Origin of the sequence: Streptomyces laurentii (assembly GCF_040635425.1) — a bacterium.
GTDB classification, from domain to species: domain Bacteria; phylum Actinomycetota; class Actinomycetes; order Streptomycetales; family Streptomycetaceae; genus Streptomyces; species Streptomyces laurentii.
Genome location: NZ_JBEYHT010000014.1, coordinates 96,940 through 121,829, shown reverse-complemented (window position 1 = coordinate 121,829; position 24,890 = coordinate 96,940). Strand labels below are relative to the sequence as shown.

The window sequence follows — 24,890 nt, the reverse complement described above, 5'->3', positions numbered from 1 at the left end:
ACGGTGCAGGAGACGACCGACATCGAGACACGTGTGATGAAGGTGCTCGCCGACGTGCTCAGCCGCAGACTCGAGCCCGCTCAGATCTCGCCCGACGCCGACATGGTGGCCGTGCTCGGACTGGATTCGCTGGAGGCCATCGAATTCCTGCTGAAGATCGAGGACGAATTCGACATCGAGCTGGACTTCGAGAACCTGAGCCTGCAGCACCTCGATTCGGTCCGTACGTTCAGCGCGGAGGTCGTCGCACGGCAGGAACCCTCCCGGTGACGGTCGGAACAGGCGCCCCGCGGCCCCGGGGCACCGTTCGCTTCGGCACCTTCGACGCGGAGCGGCTGTGGCGCCCCGCCTCGCTCACCCGGTTACCGAGCCTGGCGGGCGCCGAGGCCCACGCGGTCGTGGCCGGACTGGACGAGACTCTCGCCGCGGCCTGCCGGCCGGACGACCTGCTGGTCACCCGCGGCACCCTGGCCCCGGCCCAGATCGACGCCCTCGGCGCGGCCGGCCTCACCTTCCGGTCGGTCGCGGTCGGATCGCCCGCGACAGGCGACACCGTCAGCACCGTCGAAGAGGCCATCGCCGAGGATCCCGCGCTGGGCCGGGCCCTGGCCACGGCCGCGGACATCCGACCGTACGCGGTGCTCCCGGCGACCACGGAGCTGCTGCGGCACCACCCCGACCAGACCGCCGCGTTGCCGCACCCCACCGTGGTCCAGCAGGTCAACGGCAAGGCCTGGTCGTCGGAGCGGGCGGCCGCCCTCGAACTCCCCGGGGCGGGCACCGTGGTCCGGTCCGCGGAGGAACTGGCCGCCGCCGTCGGGCGGTGCGATGGCACGGTCCTGGTGAAGGACCCCTACGGGGTGGCCGGCCGCGGCACCGCCGAGGTCGCCGGGCCGGGGGCGCTGCGCCGGCTGGTGCGCCGGCTGCGGGCCCAGGAGGACGAGGGCCTGCGCACCGAACTGGTGGTGCAGCGCCGCTACGAGCGGGCCCTGGACTTCTCCGCCCACCTGGAGATACGCCGTGACGGCACCTGGTCCCTGCGCGGTCTGCAGGGCATGACCAACGGCGGCTACCGGCACGCGGTCTCCCACCCGGTGCCGCCGGACCTGCCGGCCGCGCTCGACCGGCGTGGCTATCCGGCCGTCCTGGAACAGGTGGCCCATGCCCTGGCGGCGGCCGGCTACTTCGGCCCCGCCGGCATCGACTCCATGCTGCTGGCCGACGGCGGCTGGGTGCCCGTCCTGGAGATCAACGCCCGGATGTCGATGGGCCTGCTGACGCTCGAACTCGACGAACGCGTCCGGGCACACGGCCTGCGCGCGTACCTGTGGCAACAGGACATGTTCGTGGAACACGGCATCGACGTGACGGCACTGCTCTCCGCGCTCCGTGCGGCGGGACTGCTGTACGGCGGCGGCGCGCGGCCCGGGGTCCTGCCCCTGTCCGGTGGCAGTCTGCGCGCCCCGCGAGGGCGGCTCGTCTGCGCCGCGTTCTGCGCACCGGACGACTTCCCGGCGCTGCGCGCCCGCACCGAGCACTGCGCGGCGACCGTCGGGATCAGCACGACACGGGTGGGGGTGCCCGCGGGATGATCGCCGTCCTCACCTCCGGCGTGGCGCTCGGCGCCCACGTCCCCGGGCTGCGCCTCGCCCAGCGGCTACGGGAGCACGGCGCGGACGTCCTGGTCGACGTCCTGGAACGCCGGCTGCCGGGCGACCGGCTGGCGGCCGTCGTGGAGTCCCGCCGGTCCTTCCAGCGGGATCTGCGCTTCGCGGTGGCCGCCCAGGGCCTGGCGACCGACCCGGTCGACGACATCACGCCAGAGGCCGTGGAAGCGCTGGAGAAGCACTGGGAGGAACAGGGGGTGGAGACCTTCGTGGTGTTCTCCGGCTTCTGGCTGCGCCTCCTCGACGGCTACCTCCGCCGGCGGCCGACGCGCACCGTGGCCTGCCATGTCGACGCCGTGGTGTCACCCTCGTACCGCCGCGCGAGCCGCTACGCGCCCGAGGCCGAACACGTCTGGCTGGCCCGCGAGGACGGCACCCTGCCCTGGACCATCCCCGTCGACACACGGCCGCCCGTTCCCTGGTCCGCGCGCGAGGGGCGGCTCCTCGTGCACGGCGGCGGCTGGGCCATCGGCAGCTACCGGGACCGGGCGCGGGAGCTGGCGGAGGCCGGCCTGCCGCTCGACCTGATCGTGCCGGAGGCGCCCGCGGCAGTCGACTGGGCCCGCTGCTTCACGCTCGACCCCGACTGGCACCCCTGGCACGACGACGGCCTGCCACCGCTGCTCGAAGTTCCTCCGGCATCTGCGGATTCCTCCGATTCCTCGGATCCGGAAGGGCGGGGGCGGAACCTGTCGTACGAGCTCGCCCGGTCGGCGCGTGCGATCGTCAGCAAGCCGGGCGGCGGCACCCTGCTCGACAGTCTCTGGACGGCCACCCCGCTGATCCTCCTGGAACCGGCGGGCCGCCACGAGGCCGCCAACGGACGGCTCTGGCGGCGACTCGGCTTCGCCTTGTCGTACGACGAGTGGCACGCCTGCGGCTTCGCCCCCGAACGCCTCGAACCGCTGCACCAAGCGCTGCTCGGCGCCGCCGCCCGGCCGCGCGATCTGCTCGACGGCCTGCTGACCCCGCGAACCTGAGCCGAAGGTGGAACACCCATGACCGTCACCCTCCACGACCAGGATCTGCGCGCCGCCCGGCAGATGTGGGACTACCTCCTCCTGAACCACCCGGTCCGCCCCTGCTCGGCCGCCATCGGACTCGGCAGCCACGATCTGGGGGTCGCGACGACCGCGGTCGGCCACTACCGTGCCGGGCTCTTTCCGACGCTCGTGTTCACCGGCGGCAACAGCCGCACCACCAAAGAGCGTTTCCCGCGCGGCGAAGCGGTGCACTACCGGGAGCACGCGCTCGCGCTCGGCGTGCCCGAGGACGCCGTGCTGGTCGAGCCGCGCGCCGCCAACACCGGCCAGAACATCACGTACACCCGGGCGCTGCTGGACCAGCGGGGCCTGGCCGTCGACTCCGTCCTGCTCGTCTGCAAGCCGTACATGGAGCGGCGGGCGTACGCCACCTGCCGCAAGGTGTGGCCGGAGGTCGCCGTGCAGTGCGCGTCCGAACGCATCGGCCTGGACGACTACTTCGCGTCCATCGGGGACCGCAAGCTCGTCCTCGACATGCTGGTGGGAGAGCTGCAGCGGATACGGGAGTACCCGCGGCTCGGCTTCGCGACCGAGCAGCACGTGCCCGTCCCGGTACGCGAGGCGTACGACCATCTGGTGCGGGCCGGCTTCGACAGCCGCCTCGTCGCGTCGTAGCGGGCCCGCGTCCCCGCCGGGCCGCCCGACCGCGGGCGGCCCGGCTCAGTCCTGACCGTCGGCCCGGCGCAGCCGCCGGATCGCGGGCACGCTCAGCAGCGCCACCGACACGGCCACGGTGCACACCGCACCGGCCAGCAGCATGGAGCGCCGGCCGAACAGCTCCGCGGCGGGCCCGGCCAGCGCCTCGCCGACCGGCAGGAAGGCGATCGAGCCGGCGATGTCGTAGGCGTACACCCGGTTGAGCACCTCGTGCGGGACCTGGGTCTGGATGCTGGTCGCCCACATCACCCCCCAGAACGCCATCCCCAGACCTCCGACGACCGCGCCCGCCGCGATCACCGGCACCGGCAGTCCGCTGCCCACCGTGAACGGGAAGACGGCGAACAGCGCCACGCCCACGGCGCCGGCCCGCAGTTGGAAGGCGGGCCGGAGCCGCATGGCGAGGATCCCGCCGGCGACGGTGCCGCAGCCGAGTGCCGAGTTGACGAGGCCGTAGTCGGTCACGCCGTGCTGCTGGACCATCTCGGTCGCGATCAGCGGGTTGGTGGGGCCACGCGCGGTGAGCGCGAAGAAGCTCCACAGCGCGAGCACGCCCCACAGCCACGGCCGCACCCGGACGGCTTTCCAGCCCTCGCGCAGGCCCTGGCGCATGCCGCCGGTCGCGGACGGTGCCGTACGGGTCTCCCCGGCGCGTTGTTCCGGTGACGCCGTACGGCCCGGCAGCCGCATCGCCCACAGACACAGGGCGCTGGCCGCGTAGGTGCCGGCGTGCACGGCGAAGACGCTGCCGGCCGACGCGACGGCGACCAGAAGCCCGGCGGCCGTCGGGCCGACGAGCGACATCACCGCCTCGACGGTGCGGATCGCCCCGTTGCCCTGCTGCGCGTCCGCCGACAACTGCCGTACCGTACTGGCCACTCCGGGCTGGAAGACCGCCGAGGCGCCACCGTTGACGAGGCCGATCACCAGGATCTGCCAGAGCACCACGTGCCCGGAGAAGAAGAGGACGGCCGCGAAGGACTGGCTGACCAGCCGCAGCAGGTCCGCCCCGATCATCAGCCGCCGTGGATCGACGCGGTCGGCGATCACCCCGGCGAAGATGACCAGGACGGCCCAGGACACCGTGGGTACGGCCATGGCCACACCGACCGAGGTGGCGCTGTGCCCCTGTTGCAGCAGCCCGCCGGCCAGTGCCACCGGGAGCATCGTGTCCCCGAGCCGGGCCACGGCCCGGGAGAGGAAGAACAGCCCGAAGTCCCGTGACCACAGTCGCTGTTGACGGTCCTTCTTCGCTGCGGAGCCGGTGGGCCCGGAGCGCGTCCGTGCTGTCACCGCGGCAGCGTGCTCTCGACCAGGGCCGCGATCGTGCCGTCCGCGTGGCGCGGGACACCGGCGAGCAGCGCCAGGACGTCGTCGACGAGGTCCTCGGCCACGGCCAGCCCACCGGGAGGGCCCCCGCAGAAGGCCCGCGCGGCCGTCACTTCGGGCGTGAACTCGAAGCGCAGCGTGGTGACACTCACGTCCAGGGCCGGACGGAAGGGCCCCAGATCGCGGGGCTCGCGCGTGTCCGCGGCCGGGATCGACGGGGTGAGGCCGGCGGCGGATCGCGTGGCGGTCGCGGGGTCGGTCGCCGCCTCGGCCGGCATGCCGACGTGCAGTTGGATGTAATCGATGCCGTCGGACAGCAGGGCTGCTCCCAACGGCGGTACGGCGCAGGCGAGATCGGCGACGCTCAGCGCGGAGAAGCGGAGAGCGGCCAGATTCTGCCCCATGACGGCCTTGAAGCAGTCCGACAGGGTCCGGTCGGGATCGATGTGGCAGACCACCGGACGGTCATGCACGAAGCAGCCGGCGGCGACGTCGAAGCCGGACCGCTGCCGCGTCGAGACCGGCGTGAACAGCGCGAGCGTACGGGGCCCGCCGCGGTGCCAGATCGCGGCCGCGGTCAGCACGGCCAACACGGAGAAGACGGTGGCTCCTTGGGCCCGGCAGACGGAACCGGCCAGGGTGTGCAGGGCAGGCCCGCGATAGAGCTTCTGTACCTGGCCCAGTGAGAGTTCGCCCGCCGGTCCGGTGGCCGAGCGGTGGGGCCGGGGGATCAGTCCCGAGACCGGTTCGAGACGGTCCAAGGCGCGGGACCAGTAGCGTGTCTCGCGCTCGGCCCGCGTCGCGGCCTCGACGCGCTGCTCGCACAACTCCCGGTAGGCGATGGGGAGGTCGCTCACCTCGCTTGCGGGTCGCCCGGGTGCGTCCTCCAGCAGGGCCGCCAGCTCGGCCGCCAGGACGCGTTCGGCGTGCCCGTCGCTGACGAGATGGTCCAGGGTCACCAGCAGGAAGCGCTCCTGCCCGGCCGCGTCCTCGATCAGCTCGTACTCCGCGCGACCGGGGGTCTCGCGTACCTGCTCCGCCCCCAGGCAAGCGGCCTTTCTGGCGGCCAGCAGGTCTCCCGCGCTCTCGCCGGGGCGCGCGACGACGGTGCGCAGCCGGGCGTCGACGGCCTCGATCCGCTGGAGGTAGGGCGCACGTCCGACCAAGGCGCTGCGCAGCGCCTCCTGTCGCTGCTGCAGCCGCGTGATCGCGGACTGGACCCGGCCGGCTGTCGTCTCGGGCCGGAGCGGGAGGGAGATGAGCGTGTTGCGGAAGATTCCGGGGCCGAAGAGGCCCTCCAGGAAGAGCATGCTCCGTTGTTCCGGAGCGAGAGGGAACGGGGGCAACAGGGTTCTCCCGACGTGGAGTTCAGCCGCGCACCGGAATGGACTGGACCAATTTGCCGATCAAGACGGGATGCTAGGTCCTCGCCGGGGATCGCGGCAAGAGGCACCGGACGCGCCGCGCGACGCACGGAAGGACCCGACGCGTTCACCGGCCAGGGCCGGATCGGCGAGGGTCGGCGAGACGGTTCTCCCAGGCCCAGGCCCAGGCCCAGGTGACGGTGCCGCCCCGGTTGCGGGCGCCGAATTCGCCTCGCTGGCGGACCAGTACGGGTTCATCGTGGTCAACCCGGACGCCAGCGTCAGCGGTCAGTGCTTCGGCGTGTCCTCCCCGCAGGCGCTCAGGCACGACGGAAGCAGCGACCCGGCGAGCATCGCGTCCATGGTGAGCTACGAGGTGCAGCGCCGCGGCGCCGACGCCGACCGCGTTTTCGTCGCCGGGGCCTCGTCCGGGGCGATGACGGCCAACGTGCTCCTCGGCGACCACCCGGACGTCTTCAAGGCCGGGGCGGCGTTCATGGGCGTCCCGTTCGGGTGCTTTCGCCACCACCGACGGACCGGGCTGGAACAGCGCCTGTGCCAACGGTCGGATCACGCGGGCTTCTCCCGCGTGATCCAGGACGGCTGGGAGGACATCGACCGGGACCGGTGGGTCGCCAGGCTCGACGAAGCCGTTCGCGCCGTCGACGGCGAGGTCTCCTCGTCGGTCACGGCTGTGGCGCGGTCACCGTCGCGCAGTGGGCCGCGACGTGGTTCGACAGCCGGGTCGTGGGCGGTCCGCTGGTCGCCCCGGCCGACGTCGAGGCGCCTGACACGCTGTCCGCCATCCGGTCTCAAGCGCCCCTGCCCAGCGGCCGGTTGCCCATGAGGACCCACCGCGTCCTCTCCGGCGACGACCCGTTCCTGTCGCTGGAGCGCGGGCTGAGGCTCGCCGAGACCTGGGGCGGCACGGTGGCGGACGTCATCCCGGACGGCGGCCACCTGGCCACGCGGGACGGTCACGGGCCGTGGGCCCACGTCGCCGCGCTGATCGAGCGGCACGCGGGCACCACACCGCGGACGGCCGAGGACCACGCCCCCTCGGCACGGTGAAGCCGAAGCCGACGCGTCGGCCATGGCGGGGCACTACCCCGGTGGGGCCCCGAGACGCCCGCGGGTCCGGTCCGGACCGGACCCGCGGGAGGACGGGCAAGAGGCCCGGAGCGGACGTTACTTGGTGGTCCGGATCTCCATGAGCATGAAGTCGCGTCCCTGCTCGTCCGCGCTCTCGCCGACGGGCGTCCAGGCGTCCTTGGCGATGTCGAAGGACTTCTCCTCGGTGCCCACGGTCATGTCGACACGCGTCGTGTAGCTGTTGCCCCGGACGAGGTAGACGGCGGGGATCTCCATCGTCAGCCAACCGGAGTTGCCGGTCGTCTTGAAGCAGATCGGATTCGCCTCCTGCCGGGCGCGGACCTGCAGGAGGCCGGTGCCGTCGGCGCAGTTGGCCAGGGTGATGTGGCCGTCTCCGCGCTTGAGGACGATGCCCTGCTCCGCGAGGATCTTGTCGGCCTGCGGATAGTTGAAGTCCTCGACCGCGTAGCCCGGGGCCTCGTCGGCCACGGTCGCCACCGGACCGCCCTTGTCCGCCGGCAGGCCGTAGCTCAGCGCGGCCCAGGCCAGGCCGCCCGCGACCAGCGTCGTGCCCAGCGCGCGCGCCACGATTCTCTTCCGCTGCGGCTTCGCCGCGGGGATGGTGCTTACCTTCATCGCAGTCCTAAATTCGCTTCATTCGACCGGATGTCCGTCATCCGACCCCGTGCAAGACATCAAGACATCAAGACATGAAGGCTCCGCAATTCCATAAGGGCCCCCAACCCCCGGCGGGAATACGGAAGGCAACCCTTCGCTTTTCGCACCCCCGCGTGAGCCCGTCCATGCCACCTCTACCCCGGGGGTCCTGTCTACAGCAGCAACCAAGGCAAATGGGGCGCCGATTGAAGATCAAGTGTGACCTTCGACACTCCTTGGGGAGGGTGTCCGGACATACATGGAGAACGTGTAAAGGCAGGTAGAGGGAGGGCTTGGCCGACAGATGCGCCGTCTCGTCAATTCGCGTCGCTGTCAACTGATTTGAGTGTCCCTGCACGTTGGTATCGTCCTCCCGATTGCTCGGTTCCTGCTATTCCACCGACCAGACCGCGAGGGAAACGCCCTTATGCACGAGACGTTCTGGAGTCGCAGACGGCTCCTCGGAGCCGCCGCCGCCGTGGCCGCCGCCGCTGCCACTCCGCTGTCGCTGACACCCCCGGCGCGCGCCGCCGAACCGGACACGCCGGCCGGCCCGCTCAACCTGCCGGACACCGAGCGGGCCAGGGTGGTCGGGGCGTGGACCACGGGAGGCAAGGCCACCAAGGCAGCGGCGGCCTACGCGCTGTACGGCACCGACCCCGAGGTCCGGACCTTCCTCGCCGAGACGCTCCCGAAGGTCGTCGCCGAGGACAACCGGGTGGCCATCGCCCGCTACCTCGCGCGGGCCGGCAAGGGCCTGCGCCGCGAGGCGGTCGCCGCGCTCGACAACGGCGACGCCACCATCGCCACCTTCCTGAAGGACGGGTACAAGCCCGCCCTGATCGAGGACCTGAGCGTGGCGACCTCCATCGTCATGTCCACCGGCGACAAGGCCGTCCGGCGCGACGCGTCCGCCGCGCTGGACCTCGGCACCCGGCAGGCGCTCGAGACGTTCCTGACCGACGGCCAGTACGACGCCCGGCTGGAAGACGCCCGGGTCCAGGTGTCCACCATGCTGTTCAAGGCCGGACCCGAGGTGCGGAAGTACGCGGACCGCGCGCTGAGCGGCTCGGCCTCCGACGTGCAGTGGTTTCTGGACACCGGCCAGCACATCGCCCGGGCCCGGGACCAGGAGTCGGCGACCATCGCCGAACTCGTCGCGGTGGTCGAGCGGGAGGGCAAGCGCGCCCAGGCCGAGACGGACCTGGCCATCGAGGCCTCCGCACGCGCCCAGACCGCCGCCCAGAAGGCCAAGGAGGCTGCCGAGAAGGCCGCCGCCGAGGCCGCGGCGGCCCAGCAGGACGTACAGAAGTCCGCCGCGGCCGCCCGTAAGGCGGCCGACGCCTCGAAGGGCGCGGCGAACGCCGCCCGCGACGCCATCAGCGCCTCCAACGCGGCCGTGAACGCCTCCCGCCGTGCCTCCTACGCGGCCACGGCGGCCTCCCACGCCGCCTCGGCGGCCGGCAACGCGGCCTCGCAGGCCTACAACGCGGCCATCGCCGCCTCCAAGGACGCCTCCAAGACGGAGGTGGCCAAGAACGCCGCCGTCGCCGCCCGTGACGCGGCCGCGAAGGCCCAGTCCGCGGCCAAGGCGGCCGACTACGCCGCGGCCGCCACCGCCGAGTCCGTCAACGCCGGCGCCGCCGCCGCGAGCGCCGCCCGCAACTCCGCCGCCGCAGCTCAGGCCGCCGCCCAGGCCGCCGCGGCCTCCGGCGCGGCCCAGTCCGAAGCGGCCGAGGCCAAGCGCCAGGCGGCCATCGCGTCGGCCGCGGCCAACCGCGCCACCAACTCCGCCTCCACCGCCCAGGCCCTCGCCAACACGGCCGCGGTCGCGGCGCGCGCGGCGCGCGACGCAGCCAACTCCGCCGCCGCGCACGCCCTGGCGTCCGCCGACGCCGCCGACGAGGCGGTGAAGAACGCCGGCAAGGCCATCGACTTCGCGAACAAGTCCACCGCGCACGCCGCGGAGGCCGTGAAGGCCGCCGACATCGCCACCAAGGCGGTGACGGACGCCATGGCGGTCGAGAAGGCGGCCCGGGACGCGGAGATGGCCCGGCTGGAGCAGGACAAGCTGCAGGGCATCGAGGAAGCCCGCCTGCTGGCCCAGCTCGAGGCCGAGGAACAGGCCGCGTACAAGAACAAGCGCACCCAGGACGACCAGACCAGTCAGGCGCTCAAGGACCTCATCGCCTCGGCCGAGAAGGCCCTGTGGCAGACCGGGGACCTGGCGCTGGCCGCCACGCTGGGCCGCAAGGCCGCCACCGGGCTGCTCGTCGCGCAGGGCGCGTGGACGCGGCAGGCGGCGCAGTTCGCGCTGGCCGGCAGCGACGACGACGTGCTCTCCTGGGTGGACCTCGACCGGTCCCTCGCGAAGAACCAGGACGACCGGGAGGCCGTTCTCTACCTCGCGCAGATATCCAGCCCCGCCATCGCCGAGGCCGCCCACGCCGCCCTGTCGAGCTCGAGTTCGACGGCGGTGGGCGACTTCCTCACCTCCGGAGTGGTCCGCGCGTCCCGGGAGGACAACCAGGTCCAGATCGGCCGCATCCTCAAGGACAACCCGGGCAAGGCCGTCGTCAAGGCCGCCAACGACGCGCTCGACAAGAACACCGCGGAGGGGTACCAGGAGTTCTTCAACGAGACCTACCCGGCCGCGGTGCGGGAGGACGACGCGGTGGCCACCGCGACCGCGGTGGCCAAGGGCGGGGAGTACGTGAAGGCGTACGCGGAGGTGGCCCTGGAGGGTCCCACCTGGATGCGCCGGAACTTCGTCCAGCACGTGCAGTACACGGCGGCGCAGCTCGACCACGACTCCGCCACCCACGTCTCCGCGATCCGCGGGTCGATCGCGGCCGCGGCCAAGATCGCCTACCAGGCGCAGAAGGACGCGGCGGACGCGTCGAAGGCGGCCGCCGACGCCCGCGACGCCGCGGACAAGGCCCAGGAGTGGGCCGACAAGGCGCTGCTCGCGGCCAGCACGGCGAACACCTACTCGCAGCAGGCCAAGGACAACGCCGACGCCGCCGACCGTTCCGCGGCGGCCGCCCAGGCGTCGGCCAATCAGGCCAATGCGGCGGCGGCGACCGCGCGCCAGGCGTCCCGGTCGGCGAACTACTCCGCCAACAAGGCCGTCGACGCGGCCCGTTCGGCGCTCCAGTCCTCCTACAACGCCCAGGCTTCGGCCGCCGCGGCCCGTGAGTCCGCGCTGCAGGCGGGCCGGGACAACGCGGCGGCGGCCGCCGCCGCCAGCGAGGCGCAGCGGATCGCCACGCAGAAGCGCGAGGCGGAGATCGCCGAGGCCGCCCGCGTGGCCAAGGAGAAGGCGCAGGAGGAGCGGGAGAAGGGCCAGAACCCGGCCGACAGCAACACCCACGACGATGTCCACCCCAATGGCACCGGCACCGGGGGCGGGAGCGGGAACGGGGGTGAGGACTGGTGGTCGGACGCCGGCTGGTGGGCCGACGCCGCCAACAAGGTCAGCGTCGCCTCCGGCATGATCGCGATGGGTCTCGGCGCGGCCAGCCTGGTCTTCCCGCCGCTCGCCGCGGGTGCGGCGTTCTTCGGCTACGTGTCGCTGGGGGCCGGCGCGCTGGGCGCCCTCTTCACCGGCATCGAACACGGCTTCACCAGCGGCCAGTTCGTCAGCGCCGCCGGGGAGAGCGCGCTCAACCTGCTCACCTTCGGCCGGGGCAAGCTGGTGAAGCCGATCGCGAAGGAGGTCGCGCCCGTGGTCTCCAAGGTCGCGCACGAGGGCAAGGAGCTGGTGTCCTCGATCACCGGCGGCCTGTCGAAGATCTTCTGACCGGCGCGGCCCCCGTGCCGCACGAGGGATGACGCCTCGCCCCACCCGTCATACGGAGAGTGACGCCCCCCGTCGGATACGCGACGGGGAGCACCCCGCCCCGCCGGTGACCGGCGGGGCGGCCCCCGCCGACGCCGTCCTTCTGCCGCGTCGCCGCGGATCGGCGCCCTGCCGGCGCTCCGCCTGGCCCGGCGCGTGCCCCGCCCCGAGGCCCGGGTCGTCGTTCTCGGATTCCGATAGAATTTCCTCGGTCTCATTTTCGGCTCGTTCCAGTGATTCGTCCGACTCGTTCCGTCGGGAATTCCTCGACGCGCGCCCCATCGAGGAAGGTGCTCCATGAGCCGATCGGCTGCCACGAACGACCCCGCGCGTCCGCGGGAGGAGGCGCACACCTCCGGGGCGGCGGAGGAATTCGCGCTGCCGGAACCCGTCGTCCCGGCCCTTCCGGCGGTCGCGGCCTTCGGCGAGCTGGGTCTGCCCGCCGCGGTGCTGGAGACGCTCACCGCCCAGGGAGTGACCGAGCCGTTCCCGATCCAGGCCGCCACCCTGCCGAACTCCCTCGCGGGGCGGGACGTCCTCGGGCGCGGGCGTACCGGATCGGGCAAGACGCTCGCGTTCGGCCTCGCGCTTCTCGTCCGTACGGCCGGACGGCGGGCCGAGGCGCGCAAGCCGCGGGCCCTGATCCTCGTCCCCACGCGCGAGCTGGCCCAGCAGGTCGCCGAGGCGCTCACCCCGTACGCGCGGGTGCTGAACCTGCGGCTGGCCACCGTGGTCGGCGGCATGTCCATCGGCCGGCAGGCCGCCGAGCTGCGGGCCGGGGCCGAGGTCGTCGTCGCGACTCCCGGCCGCCTCACGGATCTCGTCGAGCGCAGGGACTGCGCCCTGGACCGGGTGCGCGTCACCGTCCTGGACGAGGCCGACCAGATGGCCGACATGGGCTTCCTGCCCCAGGTCACCGCCCTGCTCGACCAGGTGCACCCCGACGGCCAGCGGCTGCTGTTCTCGGCCACCCTGGACCGCGAGGTGGACCACCTGGTCCGCCGCTACCTCCACGACCCGGTGGTCCACTCGGTCGACCCCGCGGCCGGCGCGGTCACCACCATGGACCATCACGTCCTCCAGGTGCACGGCCCCGACAAGTACGCCACCGCGACCGAGATCGCCGCCCGAGACGGGCGCGTGATCATGTTCCTGGACACCAAGCACGCGGTCGACCAGTTCACCCGGCACCTGATGGGCAGCGGCGTGCGGGCCGCCGCGCTGCACAGCGGCAAGTCGCAGCCCCAGCGTTCCCACACCCTGTCCCGGTTCAAGTCGGGCGCCGTCACGGTCCTGGTGGCCACGAACGTCGCGGCCCGCGGCCTGCACGTCGACGACCTCGATCTCGTCGTCAACGTCGACCCGCCCGGCGAACCCAAGGACTACCTGCACCGCGGCGGCCGCACCGCCCGCGCCGGCGAGTCCGGCCGGGTCGTCACCCTGGTCCTGCCCGGCCAGCGCCGGGACGTGGTCCGTCTCCTGACCGAGGCGGGCATCCGCCCGCAGGTCACGAAGGTCCGCTCCGGCGAGGCCGAGCTGAGCCGTATCACCGGCGCCAAGGCCCCCTCCGGGGTTCCCGTCGGCGGGAGCGCGCCGGCCGAGGAGCGCCCGAAGCGCGGCGGCGCCCCGTTCCGCGGTCTCGGTTCGCGCCCCGAAGGGTCCGGTGGGTCCGGTGGGTCCGGTGGGGGCGGGTCGCGCCGGTCGGCGGAGGCCCGCCGGCTCGCCGAGGCCCGCAAGGCCGCCCGGGTCCGTCGCGGCGCGTAGGGGCCGGCGGCCGGGAATCCCGCCGGACGGTGAGGCCGGGGTCACGGATGGTGTTCCGGACCCCGGGAGACGGCCTGAGGCTCGCCGATCGTCACCCACTCTGCGGCCCCATGACGACCTGCGGCTAGTTTGTGCGCAGACAGGTAGGCGGGACCGTGGTGGCAGAGCCGCGCGGGGGAAAACGGGAGGTCGGGGAGAGTGTCGCTGCGCGGAGGTGATCCAGCCGAGATCGGCGGCTATCCGCTGGAGGCGCGGCTCGGCTCGGGTGGCATGGGTACGGTCTTCCTGGCCCGTACGAGTTCGGGGCGGCCTGTCGCGATCAAGCTGATCCACCAGCAGTTCGCCGCGGACGACGAGTTCCGTATCCGGTTCCGGCAGGAGGTGGCGGCGGCGCGGCGGGTGAGCGGCGCGTTCACCGCCGCCGTGGTCGACGCCGCGCCCGAGGCCGAGCAGCCGTGGATGGCGACGACGTACATCGAGGGGAACACCCTCGCCCAGCACATCGCCGCCGAGGGGCCGTTGAGCGGGGCGGAGCTGAGAAGGCTCGCGATCGGGCTGGCGGAGGCCCTGCGCGACATCCACCGGGTCGGGGTCGTCCACCGTGACCTGAAGCCCTCGAACGTCGTGCTGTCGCCCGAGGGCCCGCGGGTCATCGACTTCGGCATCTCGCGCGCCGCGGACCAGCAGACGCTGACGATGACCGGCCGGGTCATCGGGACGCCGCCCTTCATGTCGCCGGAGCAGTTGCAGGCGCCGCGCGGGGTCGGGCCGGGGTCCGATGTCTTCTCGCTGGGCACGCTGTTGGTGTACTCGGCGACGGGCCGCGGGCCTTTCGACGCGGACAGCCCGTACATGACGGCGTATCAAGTCGTGCACGAGGCGCCGTCGTTGGACGCCGTGCCGCCGGCGCTGCGTACGGTCGTCGAGTTGTGCCTGGACAAGGAGCCCGACGGGCGCCCCTCGGCGCACGAACTCCTCGTGCTGCTGCGGGATTTGCCGGCCGACCTCGGTGGGGCGGGGGAGGGCGGGGCCGACGCGGGCTGCAGTACCCGCGATGTGAACACCCAGCACCACCTCGCGACACCCGTCACCCCGGCTGCCCCCGCTGCCCCGGCTACTCCCGTCACCCCGGTCACCCCGGACACCCAGGCGGCGACCGACTCGACTTCCCCGGCCGTCACGCCGCCCGGTCCCGATACGGGCCGCACCGGCATCCCCCTCGGCCGTCGGCTGCGCCGCCGGTGGCGGCCCGTGCTCGCGGCCGGGGTCGCGGTGGCGGCGATCGGCGGCGGAGTGGCCGTCCTGACGGCGGGCGGTCCCCGGGAACCCGGCACCGACGCCAAGGGCAGCGGCGTCGTGGTGCCGGGCGGCGTGCTTCCGGCCGGCTTCGCGCCGTGGCGCACGACCGTCCCGGGCGGGCGCGAGGACATCCCCGACGAGCTGCGGTGCGTCGCCCACGGTGACGCGGTGTTCTGCGGCGGCGGCGGTGTCGTCGCGGCCCGGATCAAGGCCGTGGACGGCTCGCGGGTGTGGACGGTGACGAGCCCGGGCGTCCCCGTCCAGGGCGTGCACATGGTGGACGCCACCGACGACACGGTGCTCGGATACCGCTTCGCCGCCCTGGACTCCCCGCAGGACCCCCAGAGCGAGGTCGTGGCCGTCGACGCGGCCAGCGGCCGGGAGCTGTGGTCCGTGCCCTCCGGCGCCCAGTCGATGGCCGTCACGGGCCGGTCCCAGGACGCCCTCGTCCTCGGTTCCACCGTCGTGACGATCGACGCCGCGAACTCCCGCTTCGAGGCCCGGGACGCGCACAGCGGTGAGGTCGCCTGGACGAGGGCGTTCCCCGCCGGCCGGCAGTGCGCCCCCGTCCCGCTGGACCAGCGGCTCCTCGCCATGTGCGCCACGCACACGGAGCTGAGCGACTCGGCGGTGCGCAACCCCACCCTGTACCCGCTCGACCGCGCCACGGGGAAGCTGGGCGAGCCCATCGCCGTCGACGGTCCCGCCGAACCGATGGGTGTCGCCGACGGCCGCCTCGTCCTCCTGACGAGGCTCGAACAGGGAACGCCGCTGGGCGCCTACGACGGGGTGGCACGGGTCGACCCGGCCTCGGGGAAGGTCGTGTACACCCCGCTGGACGCGACGTACGACGGGACGCCCGGCATGGTCGACGGCACCCTCTACGTAAGCGGGCAGACCGGTCTCGTCACCGCGATCGACCCCGCGACCGGCCGCAAGAAGTGGGCGCGGCAGACCAGCGTGGAAGGCGCGTCGGGTCCCGCCGCCGGAGAGGGCGCGGTGTTCTTCAGCTCGGCCACCGGTCGGGTGGTCGCGCTGTCGCCGCGCGACGGCAAGGCCCTGTGGACGACGGACCCGCAGGCCGACGGGCTGACGGGCGAGGAGGGCGCGAGCCCGCGCGTGACCGTCGCGGGGCGCGCGGTGGTCGTGGCCGCGGCCAAGAACACGCTCTTCGCCTTCGACGCGGGCAATCCGCCGAAGTCGGGCTGATCCTGACGCCGCCCGGCCGGCCGGAGGATCATACGGACCGGGCGGGGGTACGAATCGGCGGACGGCGGACGGCGGCGCGAGCCGGCGCCGCCGCGGGCGAGCGAGCGGAGGGCAGTGCATGAGTGGGACGCCGACAGCCGGGCCGGAGCCGCGCACCGGACCGCACAACGCGCTGACGGACGTGGCCGGGCTCCGGGTCGGGCACGCCGAGCGCACCGAGGACGGCTGGCTGACCGGTGTCACCGCGGTCCTCGCGCCGGAGGACGGGATGACCGCGGCGGTCGACGTACGCGGCGGGGGACCGGGAACCCGGGAGACCGACGCCCTCGATCCGCGCAACCTGGTGGCCCGGATCGACGCGGTCGTGCTCACCGGCGGCAGCGCCTTCGGCCTCGACGCGGCGTCCGGCGCGGCGGCCTGGCTGGAGGAGCGGGGCCGCGGCTTCCGGGTGGGCGCGGGCCCGAACCAGGTGGTGCCGGTCGTGCCCGCCGCCGCCCTGTTCGACCTGGGGCGCGGCGGCCGCTGGTCCGCCCGGCCGGGCGCGGCGCTGGGGCGGGAGGCCATCGGGGAGGCGGCCCGCGGCGGCGAGGGCAGGCCTGTCCGCGAGGGCTGTACGGGGGCCGGTACGGGCGCGGTGTCCGGCGGCATGAAGGGCGGTATCGGTACGGCGAGTGTCGTCCTGCCGTCCGGGGCGACCGTCGCGGCGCTGGTCGCGGTCAACGCCTCCGGCTCGCTCGTCGACCCGGCCACCGGCGCGTTGTACGGGGCGTGGACGGCGCTGGGCGACGAGTTCCGGACCCACGGGCCGCACGCGCCGCTGCCGGACCCCGCCGTACACGCCCGGGCCCGCGAACGACTGGCCGCCGCGCTGGAGGAGAGCCGGCGGCGGCAGGCCGACGACGTACGGCGGCTGAACACGACCCTGGTCGTCGTGGCCACCGACGCCGTGCTCACCCGCGCCCAGGCGCAGAAGCTGGCGGGCACCGCGCACGACGGCCTGGCCCGTGCGATCCGGCCGGTCCACCTGCTGACCGACGGCGACACGGTGTTCGCGCTGTCGACCGGCCGGCGGCCCCTGACCGGCGACGACGAGGCAGGCGGCGCGGACCGGACCGGCTGGGAGGTCCACATCGAGGCGGCGGCGGTCGATGAGATCCTCGCGGCGGGCGCCGACGCGGTCTGCCGGGCCGTGGTGCACGCGGCGCTGGCCGCCCGTACCACCGACACCCCCGGCGGGCTCTTCCCGTCCTACCGGGACCTGTACGGCCCGCCGGCGGACGGCACCCCGGCCGGCTGAGCACCCGGGCCGACCGCCCACGGCGACGGCCTCGCCGGCGGCTCGCTCAACTACGGCCCTGGCTCCCACACCGACTGGGAGTGGATCGAGGCCGCCGCCTCCGTCCTGAAGCGGGCCCGCCTCACCACCCTGCTGCTGCCGGGCGTGGGCACCCTCCACGAGCTGAAGCACGCCTACGACCTCGGCGTCCGCTCGGTACGGGTGGCCACCCACTGCACCGAGGCCGACATCTCCGCGCAGCACATCGCCGCCGCCCGCGAACTGGGCATGGACGTCTCCGGCTTCCTGATGCTCTCCCACATGGCCGAGCCCGAGCGGCTCGCGCGGCAGGCGAAGCTGATGGAGTCGTACGGCGCGCAGTGCGTCTACGTCACCGACTCCGGCGGCCGGCTGACGATGAACGACGTCGCCGCCCGGGTGCGCGCCTACCGGGACGTCCTCGACCCGGCCACCGAGATCGGCATCCACGCCCACGAGAACCTCTCGCTCTCCGTCGCCAACTCGGTGGTCGCGGTCGAGAACGGCGTGTACCGCGTCGACGCCTCGCTCGCCGGACACGGCGCGGGCGCGGGCAACTGCCCCATCGAGGCGTTCATCGCCGTCGCCGGCCTGTCGGGCTTCCGGCACGGTTGCGACCTGTTCCGGCTGCAGGACGCCGCCGACGACATCGTCCGGCCGCGGCAGGACCGCCCCGTCCGGGTCGACCGCGAGACGCTCACGCTCGGCTACGCCGGCGTGTACTCCAGCTTCCTGCGGCACGCGGAGACCGCCGCGCGGCGCTACGAGGTCGACGTGCGCGACATCCTCATGGAATGCGGCCGGCGCCGGCTCGTCGGCGGCCAGGAGGACATGATCGTGGACATCGCGCCCGGCCTGGCGGCCGCTCGCTGACCTCTCTCCGGCGGCCTTCGCCGCCCCATGGAACGCGGTGCCGCCGGTCCCCTCGCCCCAGGGGACCGGCGGCGCCGTCCTGTGGGCGCACCCCGTGAAGCAGCCCTGATTCGGCGTCGACAAGTCGTCTGGCTATGTGTCAACTGCACGTAACGGAACGGCTTTACAGCTTTGTCGACCCACTCGTGAGGTGCGCGAAGACCACCACGCGAACGCTGAGCGGAAGGAGAGTTCGCCATTCCGCCACGATCATGCTCAAAGCGGCTCTAGGATCCCGGTGAGGCGGTTTCTCCGCATCTCTGTGTACTCCCTCACGAGCCGGGCCATAGGCCCCTTCGAACGCTGAGAGCAGGGGATGACATTCACGAATGAGAGCACCAGGGCAGCCGCGCCCGAACCACGTCGGCGCCGCCGGGGCATGCCCGGCCGCCGCACCGTGGTCGGTGCGACCGCGCTCGCCTTGGGCATGGGCGGCGGGGCTCTGGCCCTGGCGCCGGTCGCGTACTCGCAGACCGAGGAAGGATCGGTGACGGTCCGGGTGATCCGGGCCGTGGACGACAGCGGCGTGTGGACGCCCGCGCTGGAACCCGGCATGGCGGGGGTCAAGGTGACCCTCACCGACGATGCCGGAGCGGGCGTCGAGGGGGTCACGGCGGCCGACGGCACCGTGACGCTGGCCCCGACGGCGGGCAAGGTCACCAGCGGCAAGTACCGCGTACAGGTGGAGAATCCGAAGCCGGGAGTCCTTTTCCCGGCCTTCGCCTCCCGGCAGGGACTGGCCGGTGCGCCCGATCGGCTGAGCAGCAACGAGGAGTTCGTCGACCTCTCCGGCGGCAAGACCGCGGCGTTCACCACCGGGTTGTGGAGCCCTGGCGAGTACTGCCAGAAGAACGCGCCGTTGGTGACGTCCTGTCAGCCCGCCACGCGCGAGGGCGGGACCCAGCGGACGCTGGTCTCCTTCCCGTACAGCGCGCGTGGCCAGGATGGCGTCGACGTCAATGTCACGAACGTCGCCACCAATGCCGACACCGGCACGCTCTACGGCATCGCGTGGAACAAGGCCGACAAGCGGGTGTTCTCCTCGGCGGTGGCCAAGCGCACGACGGACTACGGTCCGGGCGGCGCCGGCGGCGTCTACGTGACCGACCGCGAGACGAAGAAGACCACCCTGTTCACCACCGTCCCCGACGCGGGGACGACGAAGCACGGCGCGGGCACCGACGACGGCTTCGTCGCCGTGCCCGGAAAGGAGAGCCTGGGCGGCATCAAGATCACGGACGACGGCAAGGACCTGTTCGTCGTCAACCTCAACGACCGCAAGCTCTACCGCTACGACGCCACGGCGCCGACCGCGGACAAGCCGAAGGCCGTCACGGCCATCCCGGACCCGGGATGCCCCGCGCCCGGCGACTGGCGTCCGTTCGGCCTCGGCCTGCACGACGGTCTCGGCTACGTCGGCGGCGTGTGCTCCGGCGAGTCCACCGGGAAGGCCGCGGACCTGCGCGCCGTGGTCATGCCCTTCGACCTTGCCACCGGTGCGGTAAGGAAGCCGGTTCTCGACCAGCGACTGGACTACCCGCGCGAGTCGACCGTCGGCGGGCCCCCGTGCGACGGGGCGGGCTGGTTCCCCTGGACCGGAACCTTCCCGACCTCCCAGAACGGCCAGGCGTGCGGGACGTACATCGCCCAGCCCGAGCCGGAGCTGGGAGAGATCGACTTCGAGGCCGACGGGTCCATGCTGCTGGCCTTCCGCGACCGCTTCGGCGACCGCGCACCGGCCGGACCCACTCCGAACTCGGTCGGCACCGTTCTGTCCGGCGGTGACCTGAACAAGGCATGCCTGGCGGACGGCACGTACGTGATGGACACCAACAACGGCTGTGGGCTCTCCCCGCGGGGAACCCGCTTCTTCGACACCAGCCGCATGGGGTCCCACCACAACGCGTCCTTCGCGGGCATGGCGTTCTCCAAGGTCGAGGACACCATCGCGACCTCCGGTTTCGACCCGAACAGCACCGCCTTCGGGTACGGCACCACCTTCAACAAGCGCGACGGCAAGCAGGACCCGAAGTCCGGTCTGCGTCTCAACCCGGCCGGGACGGCGGCCCCGTTCGGCAAGGGCGCCTCGATGGGCGACCTGGAAGTGCTCTGCGACCAGGCTCCGCTCCAGATCGGCAACCGCGTCTGGTACGACCCCGAGCGCAAGGGCGTCCAGAGCCCGGAGCAGCGTCCCGTCCCGGGCGCGACGGTCAACCTGTACGACGCGTCGGGCACGCTCGTGGGGACGGCGAAGACGACGGAGCGCGGCGAGTACTACTTCGACGACTCCAATGTCTCCGGCGGCCTCAAGCCGAAGACGAAGTACACGATCCGTCTCGACAACCCGGCCGACTACGCCAAGGGGGGACCGCTCTACCAGTGGGTGCCCACGAAGGCGGACGTCGGTGACAACCACTTCATCGACTCCAAGGGCATCGTCCCGGACGGCGCGAAGTTCCCCGAGCGGGCGCTGACCACCGGCGGGCCGGGCGAGAACGACCACACGTACGACTTCGGCTTCCGGCAGCAGGAAGGCGCGCTGCGCCTGGTCAAGCACGACCAGGACGGCAAACCGCTGGCCGGGGCCACGTTCCAGCTGTGGAAGGAGACGAACGGCACCGACGACCTGCAGACCACCGGCGACAAGCCGGACACGAAGACCGGCGAGCCCTGCGTGACCACGGCCGACGGCCTCTGCGGGGGCAGCGGCGAAGTGGGCACGTACTACTGGCAGGAGGTGAGCCCGCCGGACGGCTACGCCGTACCCGACAAGGCGGTGTCCGGGCCGCTGGAGCTCACCGCCGACAACCTTGCCGACGGGGTCTCGGTGACAGCGGTCAACAAGAAGCTGCCCGCACCCACGCCGACACCGGAGCCGACCACGCCGGCGCCGGGCACACCCGGTACGCCGGGAACCCCCGGGACCCCGGGTCACTCGTCCGGTTCGGGTCACGCGTCCGGCCCGGGCGGCGGCCTGGCGTCCACCGGCACGAGCCTGGCGGGTCCGCTGGTGGCGGGCTGCGCGGCGCTGACCGTCCTCGGCGCGACCCTGGTCGTCCTGATGCGGCGCAGGCGCAAGGCGCGACCCCTCTAGTCCCTCTGGTTTCCTGAGGGGCGGCCGGACCGGGTGAACTCCGGTCCGGCTCGGGCGGGTTCGTGGACCACCGGTCCGCGGGCCCGCCCACCTGTGTCACCGACCGACGAGAGAAGGCGAGCGCATGGCTCGGAAGAAGAAGACCGCCGGTCGGATAGCACGCCGGACGCCGCGCCGGTCCCTCTGGGCCGGTCTGGTCGCGGTCGTGGTGTTCGGTGCGGCGGCGGCCGGCGTGGCGGCCTGGTGGGTCCTGTCCGACGACACCCCCGCCGAACGGCCGGTGACCACGGAGGAGGCGTCCAGGCTCGCGCTGTCACGGCTGGACCTGTACCAGGCCAGTCCGGTGGCGGTGCGGCTCTTCGTCGACGAGGGCGGCGGAGTGAGGGTGGCCGTCAAGGGGGTCGTGGACTACCGGACACGCCGGGCCGTGGGGAGTTACACGATCACCGGGGCTTCGGGTGCTTCCGGGGCGCCGGGGGCGACCACGGCCACGGCGGGGACGCTCGACCGCGGGCTGATCGTCTGGGACGCCGGCGGCCTCGGCCTGGCCCCCGGCCCCCAAGGCGACGCCGACCCGCCCTGGTCGCGGGCCGAGCGGGTCCCGCGGTCCGGCTGGTCCCCGCGCTCCTATACGGCGGATCCCCTGGACGCCGGGCTTCAGCTGATGATCGGCCTGGGCGCGGACCGCCCGGACAACCCGCTGCTCCTCGCCCAGTCCGGCGCCCGCTGGCTGGGGCGCGACCATATGAACGGCCGCGACGACTACGACCGGATCGCCGGCCCCCGCGCGCAGGGCGCCCGGCCCGGCACGGGGCCCGACGACGGCCGGTCGCCGCTGACGTACTGGGTCGACGGCGACGGCCGCCTGGCGAAGGTGACGATGCGGATGCCGGGGCTGGGGACCCCGGCCACCCTGGAGTTCCTCGGGCGCGACGCCCGCGCGAAGCTCCCCGAGGCGCCGTGGGCCACCGGCTGACCCGCCCCTCGGTTCTCAGAACCGCGCCGGACTCAGCGCGCCTTCGGTACGGCGTTCGCGTCCTTCGGGAGCGGGTAGGCGGCCGGGTCGACGGCACCCGGCAGGCCGGTCGCCGGCTTGCCCGGGGCGGTCGGGTCCGGCAGGGACGGCTGGGAGGGCGGGGCCGGTACGCGGTTGAACGGGACCCCGGGCGGCGCCTGCACCGCGGTCGCCCGCCCGGCGGGCAGGGCCCCCTTCCGGCCGCTGCCGCAGCCCGCGTTCCGCTCAAGGCGGTCCGGGCTCTGGGTGGCGGGCCGGTTGTCCGTGAAGCAGTTGCCGGGATCGACCGAGGCCAGGACGAGATCGGTGCCGTTGCCGGTGACGCGGTTGCCCTCGACGCGGTTGCCGCTCGCCGGATGGCCCGACGGGTCGGTGATGATCACTCCGACCGACCGGTTGCCCTGGACCAGGTTGCGCTGGACCCGGTTCCCGGTGCCGCCGCCGAGGCCGATCCCGATGCCGAAGCCGCCGTCCGCCTGCTCGGGGGAGTCGGCCGAGTTGTTGCCGGTGACCACGTTGCCCGCGATCACCGCGTTCTGCTGCGGGGCGAGGGCCTCCAGGTCGTTGGAGTTGACCGTGATGCCGACCCGGTTGCCGGCGGCGCGGTTGCCCAGGATCGACAACTGGTCGGAGGCGTTGGTCAGTTCGATGCCGACCGCGTTGCGTTCCACGGTGTTGCCGCGGACGAGGGTGGCGCAGGGCTTGCACTGGCCGACGTAGATGCCGGAGTCGGCGTGCCCGGAGGCGTACGACTCCTCGATCACGCCGTCGCGCGCGTCGAAGGCGTAGATGCCGTACAGACCGTTGTTGTACGACGTCACCCGGGTCGCCCGGAAGCCGCGGACGGGCGGGAAGCGCTTGGTGTCCAGCGGATCGTACGCGGAGCCGCCGGCGCCGCGCCGCTGCAGCTTCTCGTCGGTGACGCCGGTGAACAGCACGCCGTTGGCGAGGTAGTTGCGCACGGTGAGGTTCTCGACCACCCCGGCGGCGCCGGTCACGGTGATGCCGTTGGCCGTGCGCAGACCGCCGTCGAAGACGACCTTGTTGCGGTCCGTTCCGCGCAGCACCAGGCGGGGCTTGGTGACGCTGACGCTCTCCCGGTACACGCCGGGGCCGATCAGCACCGTCTCTCCCTCGCGGGCGACGTCCACCGCCTGCTGCACCGTGGGGAAGTCCTGCGGCACGCGCACCACGCTCCCGGCCGGATGCCGGGCGTCGTCCTTCGCCGACTCCGTACCGGAACACCCGGTGGCCGCGAGCGCGAGCGCGGCGAGCAGGGCCGACAGACGCGACGCTTTCCGGAATCCGGCCGACGGTCCGGCGGAGGGCGTCAACAGGCCCTTTGTAGACAGGATTTGCATGGAAGTTGTTCTATCGTCTCCAATAGGCGGATGCCCACCGAACAGGGAAATGCGCAGGGTTCGTCCCCGGCCGCGGCGAGCGGCATCGGGCGGCGCGGGGCGCTGCTCGCCGGCGGTGCGGTGCTCGCGGCCGGAATCGGCGCGGCGGCCGCCGAACTGGCGCGAGGGGACCGTACGGACGGCCGGTCTGTTACGGCCGGCGCCGGGGCTCCGCCGGCCGCGACCGCGATCTCCTTCCACGGCACCCGGCAGGCGGGTGTGCTGGCACCCCAGCAGCCGGCCACGCATCTGCTCGCCTTCGACCTTCCGCGGACGTCGGCCGCCGCCGACCGGAAGACCCTGCGCGAGGTGCTGGGCGCGCTCACCGGCACGCTCGCCACCGCGGCCTCCGAGGCTCCGGCGGACCCCCGGCTCCAGAGCGGTGCCACGACCCGGCTCACCTCCCTGGTCGGCATCGGCCCCGCGGCGGCGGCCCGCCTCCGGCTCGACGTCCCCGCCTCGCTCGCCGTGCTGCCGGCCTTCCCCGGCGACCGCCTCGATCCGCGCCGCGGCGACGGCGACCTGCTGGTCCAGTTGTGCGCGGCGGACCGCTGGACCCTCACTGTGGTCGCCGAACTCGTCGCCGCGGCGGCGCGGTCCGCCGGCGCCGTACCGCGCTGGACCCAGTCCGGATTCATGGCCCCCACGGCGCCGGGCACCACCCCGCGCAATCTGTTCGGCTCCAAGGACGGCACGGCCAATCCCGATCGCGCGGCGGCCGATCAGTGGGTCTGGGGCCCCTCCGGAGCCCACCGGGACGGCACGGTCCTGGTCTACCGCCGGATCCACATGGACGTCGCCGGCTTCGGGGCCCTGCCCGAGGGCAAGCGCGACCGGGTGATAGGCCGCCGCGCCGGGGACGGTTCGCCGCTCAGCGGGACCGCCGAGCACGACGAGCCGGACGTCTACGCCAAGAACCCCGACGGCTCGTACGTCATCCCCGCCACCGCTCATGTACGGCTCGCCAGCCCGCGCCTCGACCGCGGCGCGCGGATGCTCCGCCGGAGCTACAGCTACGACGACGGCCCGGACGATCGCGGCCTGCTCTTCTGCGCCTTCATGCGGGACCTGAACCAGTTCGTCCGTGTCCAGGAGCGCCTGGCCACCCGCGACGCGCTCAACCCCTTCGTCCAGCACCGGGCTTCGGCCGTGGCCTATGTCCTGCCGGGCGCGGGGAAGTCGGGGACGCTCGGCGACGGCCTCTGGACCTGAAGGGCCGGAACCACCGCATC

The 24,890-nt window shown here is 73.3% G+C and carries 16 protein-coding genes and 2 pseudogenes; 14 read left to right on the top strand and 4 right to left on the bottom strand.

The features are described 5' to 3' along the window. Nucleotides 1–3: 3 nt before the first annotated feature. Genes ABZ693_RS12265 through ABZ693_RS12250 form a run of 4 tightly spaced genes read left to right on the top strand, consistent with a single transcriptional unit; the run spans nucleotide 4 to nucleotide 3,325 of the window. Nucleotides 4–270 carry an acyl carrier protein gene (locus ABZ693_RS12265; RefSeq protein WP_359875779.1) on the top strand — a complete coding sequence of 89 codons (267 nt, stop codon included), beginning with the start codon at nucleotides 4–6 and terminating at the stop codon, nucleotides 268–270. Beyond that, nucleotides 267–1,592, top strand: a complete 1,326-nt coding sequence (locus ABZ693_RS12260) for an ATP-grasp domain-containing protein (protein ID WP_359875778.1) — start codon at nucleotides 267–269, stop codon at nucleotides 1,590–1,592. The genes ABZ693_RS12265 and ABZ693_RS12260 overlap by 4 nt, the downstream gene beginning before the upstream one ends. Further along, on the top strand, nucleotides 1,589–2,647 hold the full coding sequence (locus ABZ693_RS12255; RefSeq protein WP_359875777.1) for a glycosyltransferase family protein: 1,059 nt from the start codon (nucleotides 1,589–1,591) through the stop codon (nucleotides 2,645–2,647). The genes ABZ693_RS12260 and ABZ693_RS12255 overlap by 4 nt, the downstream gene beginning before the upstream one ends. An 18-nt stretch (nucleotides 2,648–2,665) precedes the next feature. After that, nucleotides 2,666–3,325: a YdcF family protein gene (locus ABZ693_RS12250; RefSeq protein ID WP_359875776.1), complete on the top strand. Its 660-nt coding sequence runs from the start codon at nucleotides 2,666–2,668 to the stop codon at nucleotides 3,323–3,325. A 45-nt stretch (nucleotides 3,326–3,370) separates the two neighbouring features. Here ABZ693_RS12250 and ABZ693_RS12245 read toward each other — a convergent pair whose 3' ends face one another. Both ABZ693_RS12245 and ABZ693_RS12240 read right to left on the bottom strand, forming a co-directional pair. Next, nucleotides 3,371–4,597 (bottom strand): MFS transporter, encoded by a 1,227-nt coding sequence (locus tag ABZ693_RS12245; protein ID WP_359875802.1) that lies wholly within the window; start codon nucleotides 4,595–4,597, stop codon nucleotides 3,371–3,373. Between the two features lie 59 nt (nucleotides 4,598–4,656). Next, nucleotides 4,657–6,042 carry a condensation domain-containing protein gene (locus ABZ693_RS12240; RefSeq protein WP_359875775.1) on the bottom strand — a complete coding sequence of 462 codons (1,386 nt, stop codon included), beginning with the start codon at nucleotides 6,040–6,042 and terminating at the stop codon, nucleotides 4,657–4,659. A gap of 211 nt (nucleotides 6,043–6,253) precedes the next feature. Here ABZ693_RS12240 and ABZ693_RS12235 point away from each other — a divergent pair. Together ABZ693_RS12235 and ABZ693_RS12230 are read left to right on the top strand one after the other, a co-directional pair. After that, a pseudogene (locus ABZ693_RS12235) lies at nucleotides 6,254–6,638 on the top strand (CE1 family esterase); the annotation flags it as partial. After that, a complete protein-coding gene (locus ABZ693_RS12230; protein WP_359875774.1) occupies nucleotides 6,616–7,131 on the top strand; it encodes an RBBP9/YdeN family alpha/beta hydrolase in 516 nt (171 codons plus the stop codon). The pseudogene ABZ693_RS12235 and the gene ABZ693_RS12230, both read left to right, overlap by 23 nt. Nucleotides 7,132–7,248: 117 nt before the next feature. Here the strand turns inward: ABZ693_RS12230 and ABZ693_RS12225 are convergent, their stop codons facing one another. Beyond that, nucleotides 7,249–7,788, bottom strand: a complete 540-nt coding sequence (locus ABZ693_RS12225) for a hypothetical protein (RefSeq protein WP_359875773.1) — start codon at nucleotides 7,786–7,788, stop codon at nucleotides 7,249–7,251. Between the two features lie 448 nt (nucleotides 7,789–8,236). Here ABZ693_RS12225 and ABZ693_RS12220 point away from each other — a divergent pair, with 448 nt between their 5' ends. The 7 genes and pseudogenes from ABZ693_RS12220 to ABZ693_RS12190 all read left to right on the top strand — a co-directional run bounded on the left by ABZ693_RS12220 (nucleotide 8,237) and on the right by ABZ693_RS12190 (nucleotide 22,219). After that, complete coding sequence (locus ABZ693_RS12220) at nucleotides 8,237–11,611, top strand: ALF repeat-containing protein (protein WP_359875772.1); 3,375 nt, start codon at nucleotides 8,237–8,239, stop codon at nucleotides 11,609–11,611. A 336-nt stretch (nucleotides 11,612–11,947) separates the two neighbouring features. After that, a complete protein-coding gene (locus ABZ693_RS12215; protein ID WP_359875771.1) occupies nucleotides 11,948–13,414 on the top strand; it encodes a DEAD/DEAH box helicase in 1,467 nt (488 codons plus the stop codon). A 198-nt stretch (nucleotides 13,415–13,612) separates the two neighbouring features. Next, nucleotides 13,613–15,922: a serine/threonine-protein kinase gene (locus tag ABZ693_RS12210; RefSeq protein ID WP_359875770.1), complete on the top strand. Its 2,310-nt coding sequence runs from the start codon at nucleotides 13,613–13,615 to the stop codon at nucleotides 15,920–15,922. Nucleotides 15,923–16,040: 118 nt separating this feature from the next. Then, a complete protein-coding gene (locus ABZ693_RS12205; protein ID WP_359875769.1) occupies nucleotides 16,041–17,219 on the top strand; it encodes a P1 family peptidase in 1,179 nt (392 codons plus the stop codon). A gap of 15 nt (nucleotides 17,220–17,234) precedes the next feature. Further along, nucleotides 17,235–18,110: pseudogene (dmpG, locus tag ABZ693_RS12200) on the top strand (4-hydroxy-2-oxovalerate aldolase); the annotation flags it as partial. A gap of 355 nt (nucleotides 18,111–18,465) precedes the next feature. Further along, a complete protein-coding gene (locus tag ABZ693_RS12195; RefSeq protein WP_359875768.1) occupies nucleotides 18,466–21,243 on the top strand; it encodes an SdrD B-like domain-containing protein in 2,778 nt (925 codons plus the stop codon). A gap of 124 nt (nucleotides 21,244–21,367) precedes the next feature. Next, on the top strand, nucleotides 21,368–22,219 hold the full coding sequence (locus ABZ693_RS12190) for a hypothetical protein (protein WP_359875767.1): 852 nt from the start codon (nucleotides 21,368–21,370) through the stop codon (nucleotides 22,217–22,219). Between the two features lie 32 nt (nucleotides 22,220–22,251). Here ABZ693_RS12190 and ABZ693_RS12185 read toward each other — a convergent pair whose 3' ends face one another. Next, nucleotides 22,252–23,619, bottom strand: a complete 1,368-nt coding sequence (locus ABZ693_RS12185) for a right-handed parallel beta-helix repeat-containing protein (protein ID WP_359875766.1) — start codon at nucleotides 23,617–23,619, stop codon at nucleotides 22,252–22,254. A gap of 30 nt (nucleotides 23,620–23,649) precedes the next feature. Here ABZ693_RS12185 and ABZ693_RS12180 point away from each other — a divergent pair, with 30 nt between their 5' ends. Beyond that, nucleotides 23,650–24,870, top strand: coding sequence for a Dyp-type peroxidase (locus tag ABZ693_RS12180; RefSeq protein WP_359875765.1), 1,221 nt, complete (start codon nucleotides 23,650–23,652; stop codon nucleotides 24,868–24,870). Nucleotides 24,871–24,890 lie beyond the last annotated feature (20 nt).

What these genes read in the sequence shown, in the direction of transcription:
- ABZ693_RS12195 (WP_359875768.1), top strand. Translation starts at nt 18,466, where the DNA reads ATGACATTCACGAATGAGAGCACCAGGGCAGCCGCGCCCGAACCACGT.
- ABZ693_RS12250 (WP_359875776.1), top strand. Translation starts at nt 2,666, where the DNA reads ATGACCGTCACCCTCCACGACCAGGATCTGCGCGCCGCCCGGCAGATG.
- ABZ693_RS12190 (WP_359875767.1), top strand. Translation starts at nt 21,368, where the DNA reads ATGGCTCGGAAGAAGAAGACCGCCGGTCGGATAGCACGCCGGACGCCG.
- ABZ693_RS12180 (WP_359875765.1), top strand. Translation starts at nt 23,650, where the DNA reads ATGCCCACCGAACAGGGAAATGCGCAGGGTTCGTCCCCGGCCGCGGCG.
- ABZ693_RS12255 (WP_359875777.1), top strand. Translation starts at nt 1,589, where the DNA reads ATGATCGCCGTCCTCACCTCCGGCGTGGCGCTCGGCGCCCACGTCCCC.
- ABZ693_RS12225 (WP_359875773.1), bottom strand. Translation starts at nt 7,788, where the DNA reads ATGAAGGTAAGCACCATCCCCGCGGCGAAGCCGCAGCGGAAGAGAATC.
- ABZ693_RS12220 (WP_359875772.1), top strand. Translation starts at nt 8,237, where the DNA reads ATGCACGAGACGTTCTGGAGTCGCAGACGGCTCCTCGGAGCCGCCGCC.
- ABZ693_RS12215 (WP_359875771.1), top strand. Translation starts at nt 11,948, where the DNA reads ATGAGCCGATCGGCTGCCACGAACGACCCCGCGCGTCCGCGGGAGGAG.
- ABZ693_RS12205 (WP_359875769.1), top strand. Translation starts at nt 16,041, where the DNA reads ATGAGTGGGACGCCGACAGCCGGGCCGGAGCCGCGCACCGGACCGCAC.
- ABZ693_RS12185 (WP_359875766.1), bottom strand. Translation starts at nt 23,619, where the DNA reads ATGCAAATCCTGTCTACAAAGGGCCTGTTGACGCCCTCCGCCGGACCG.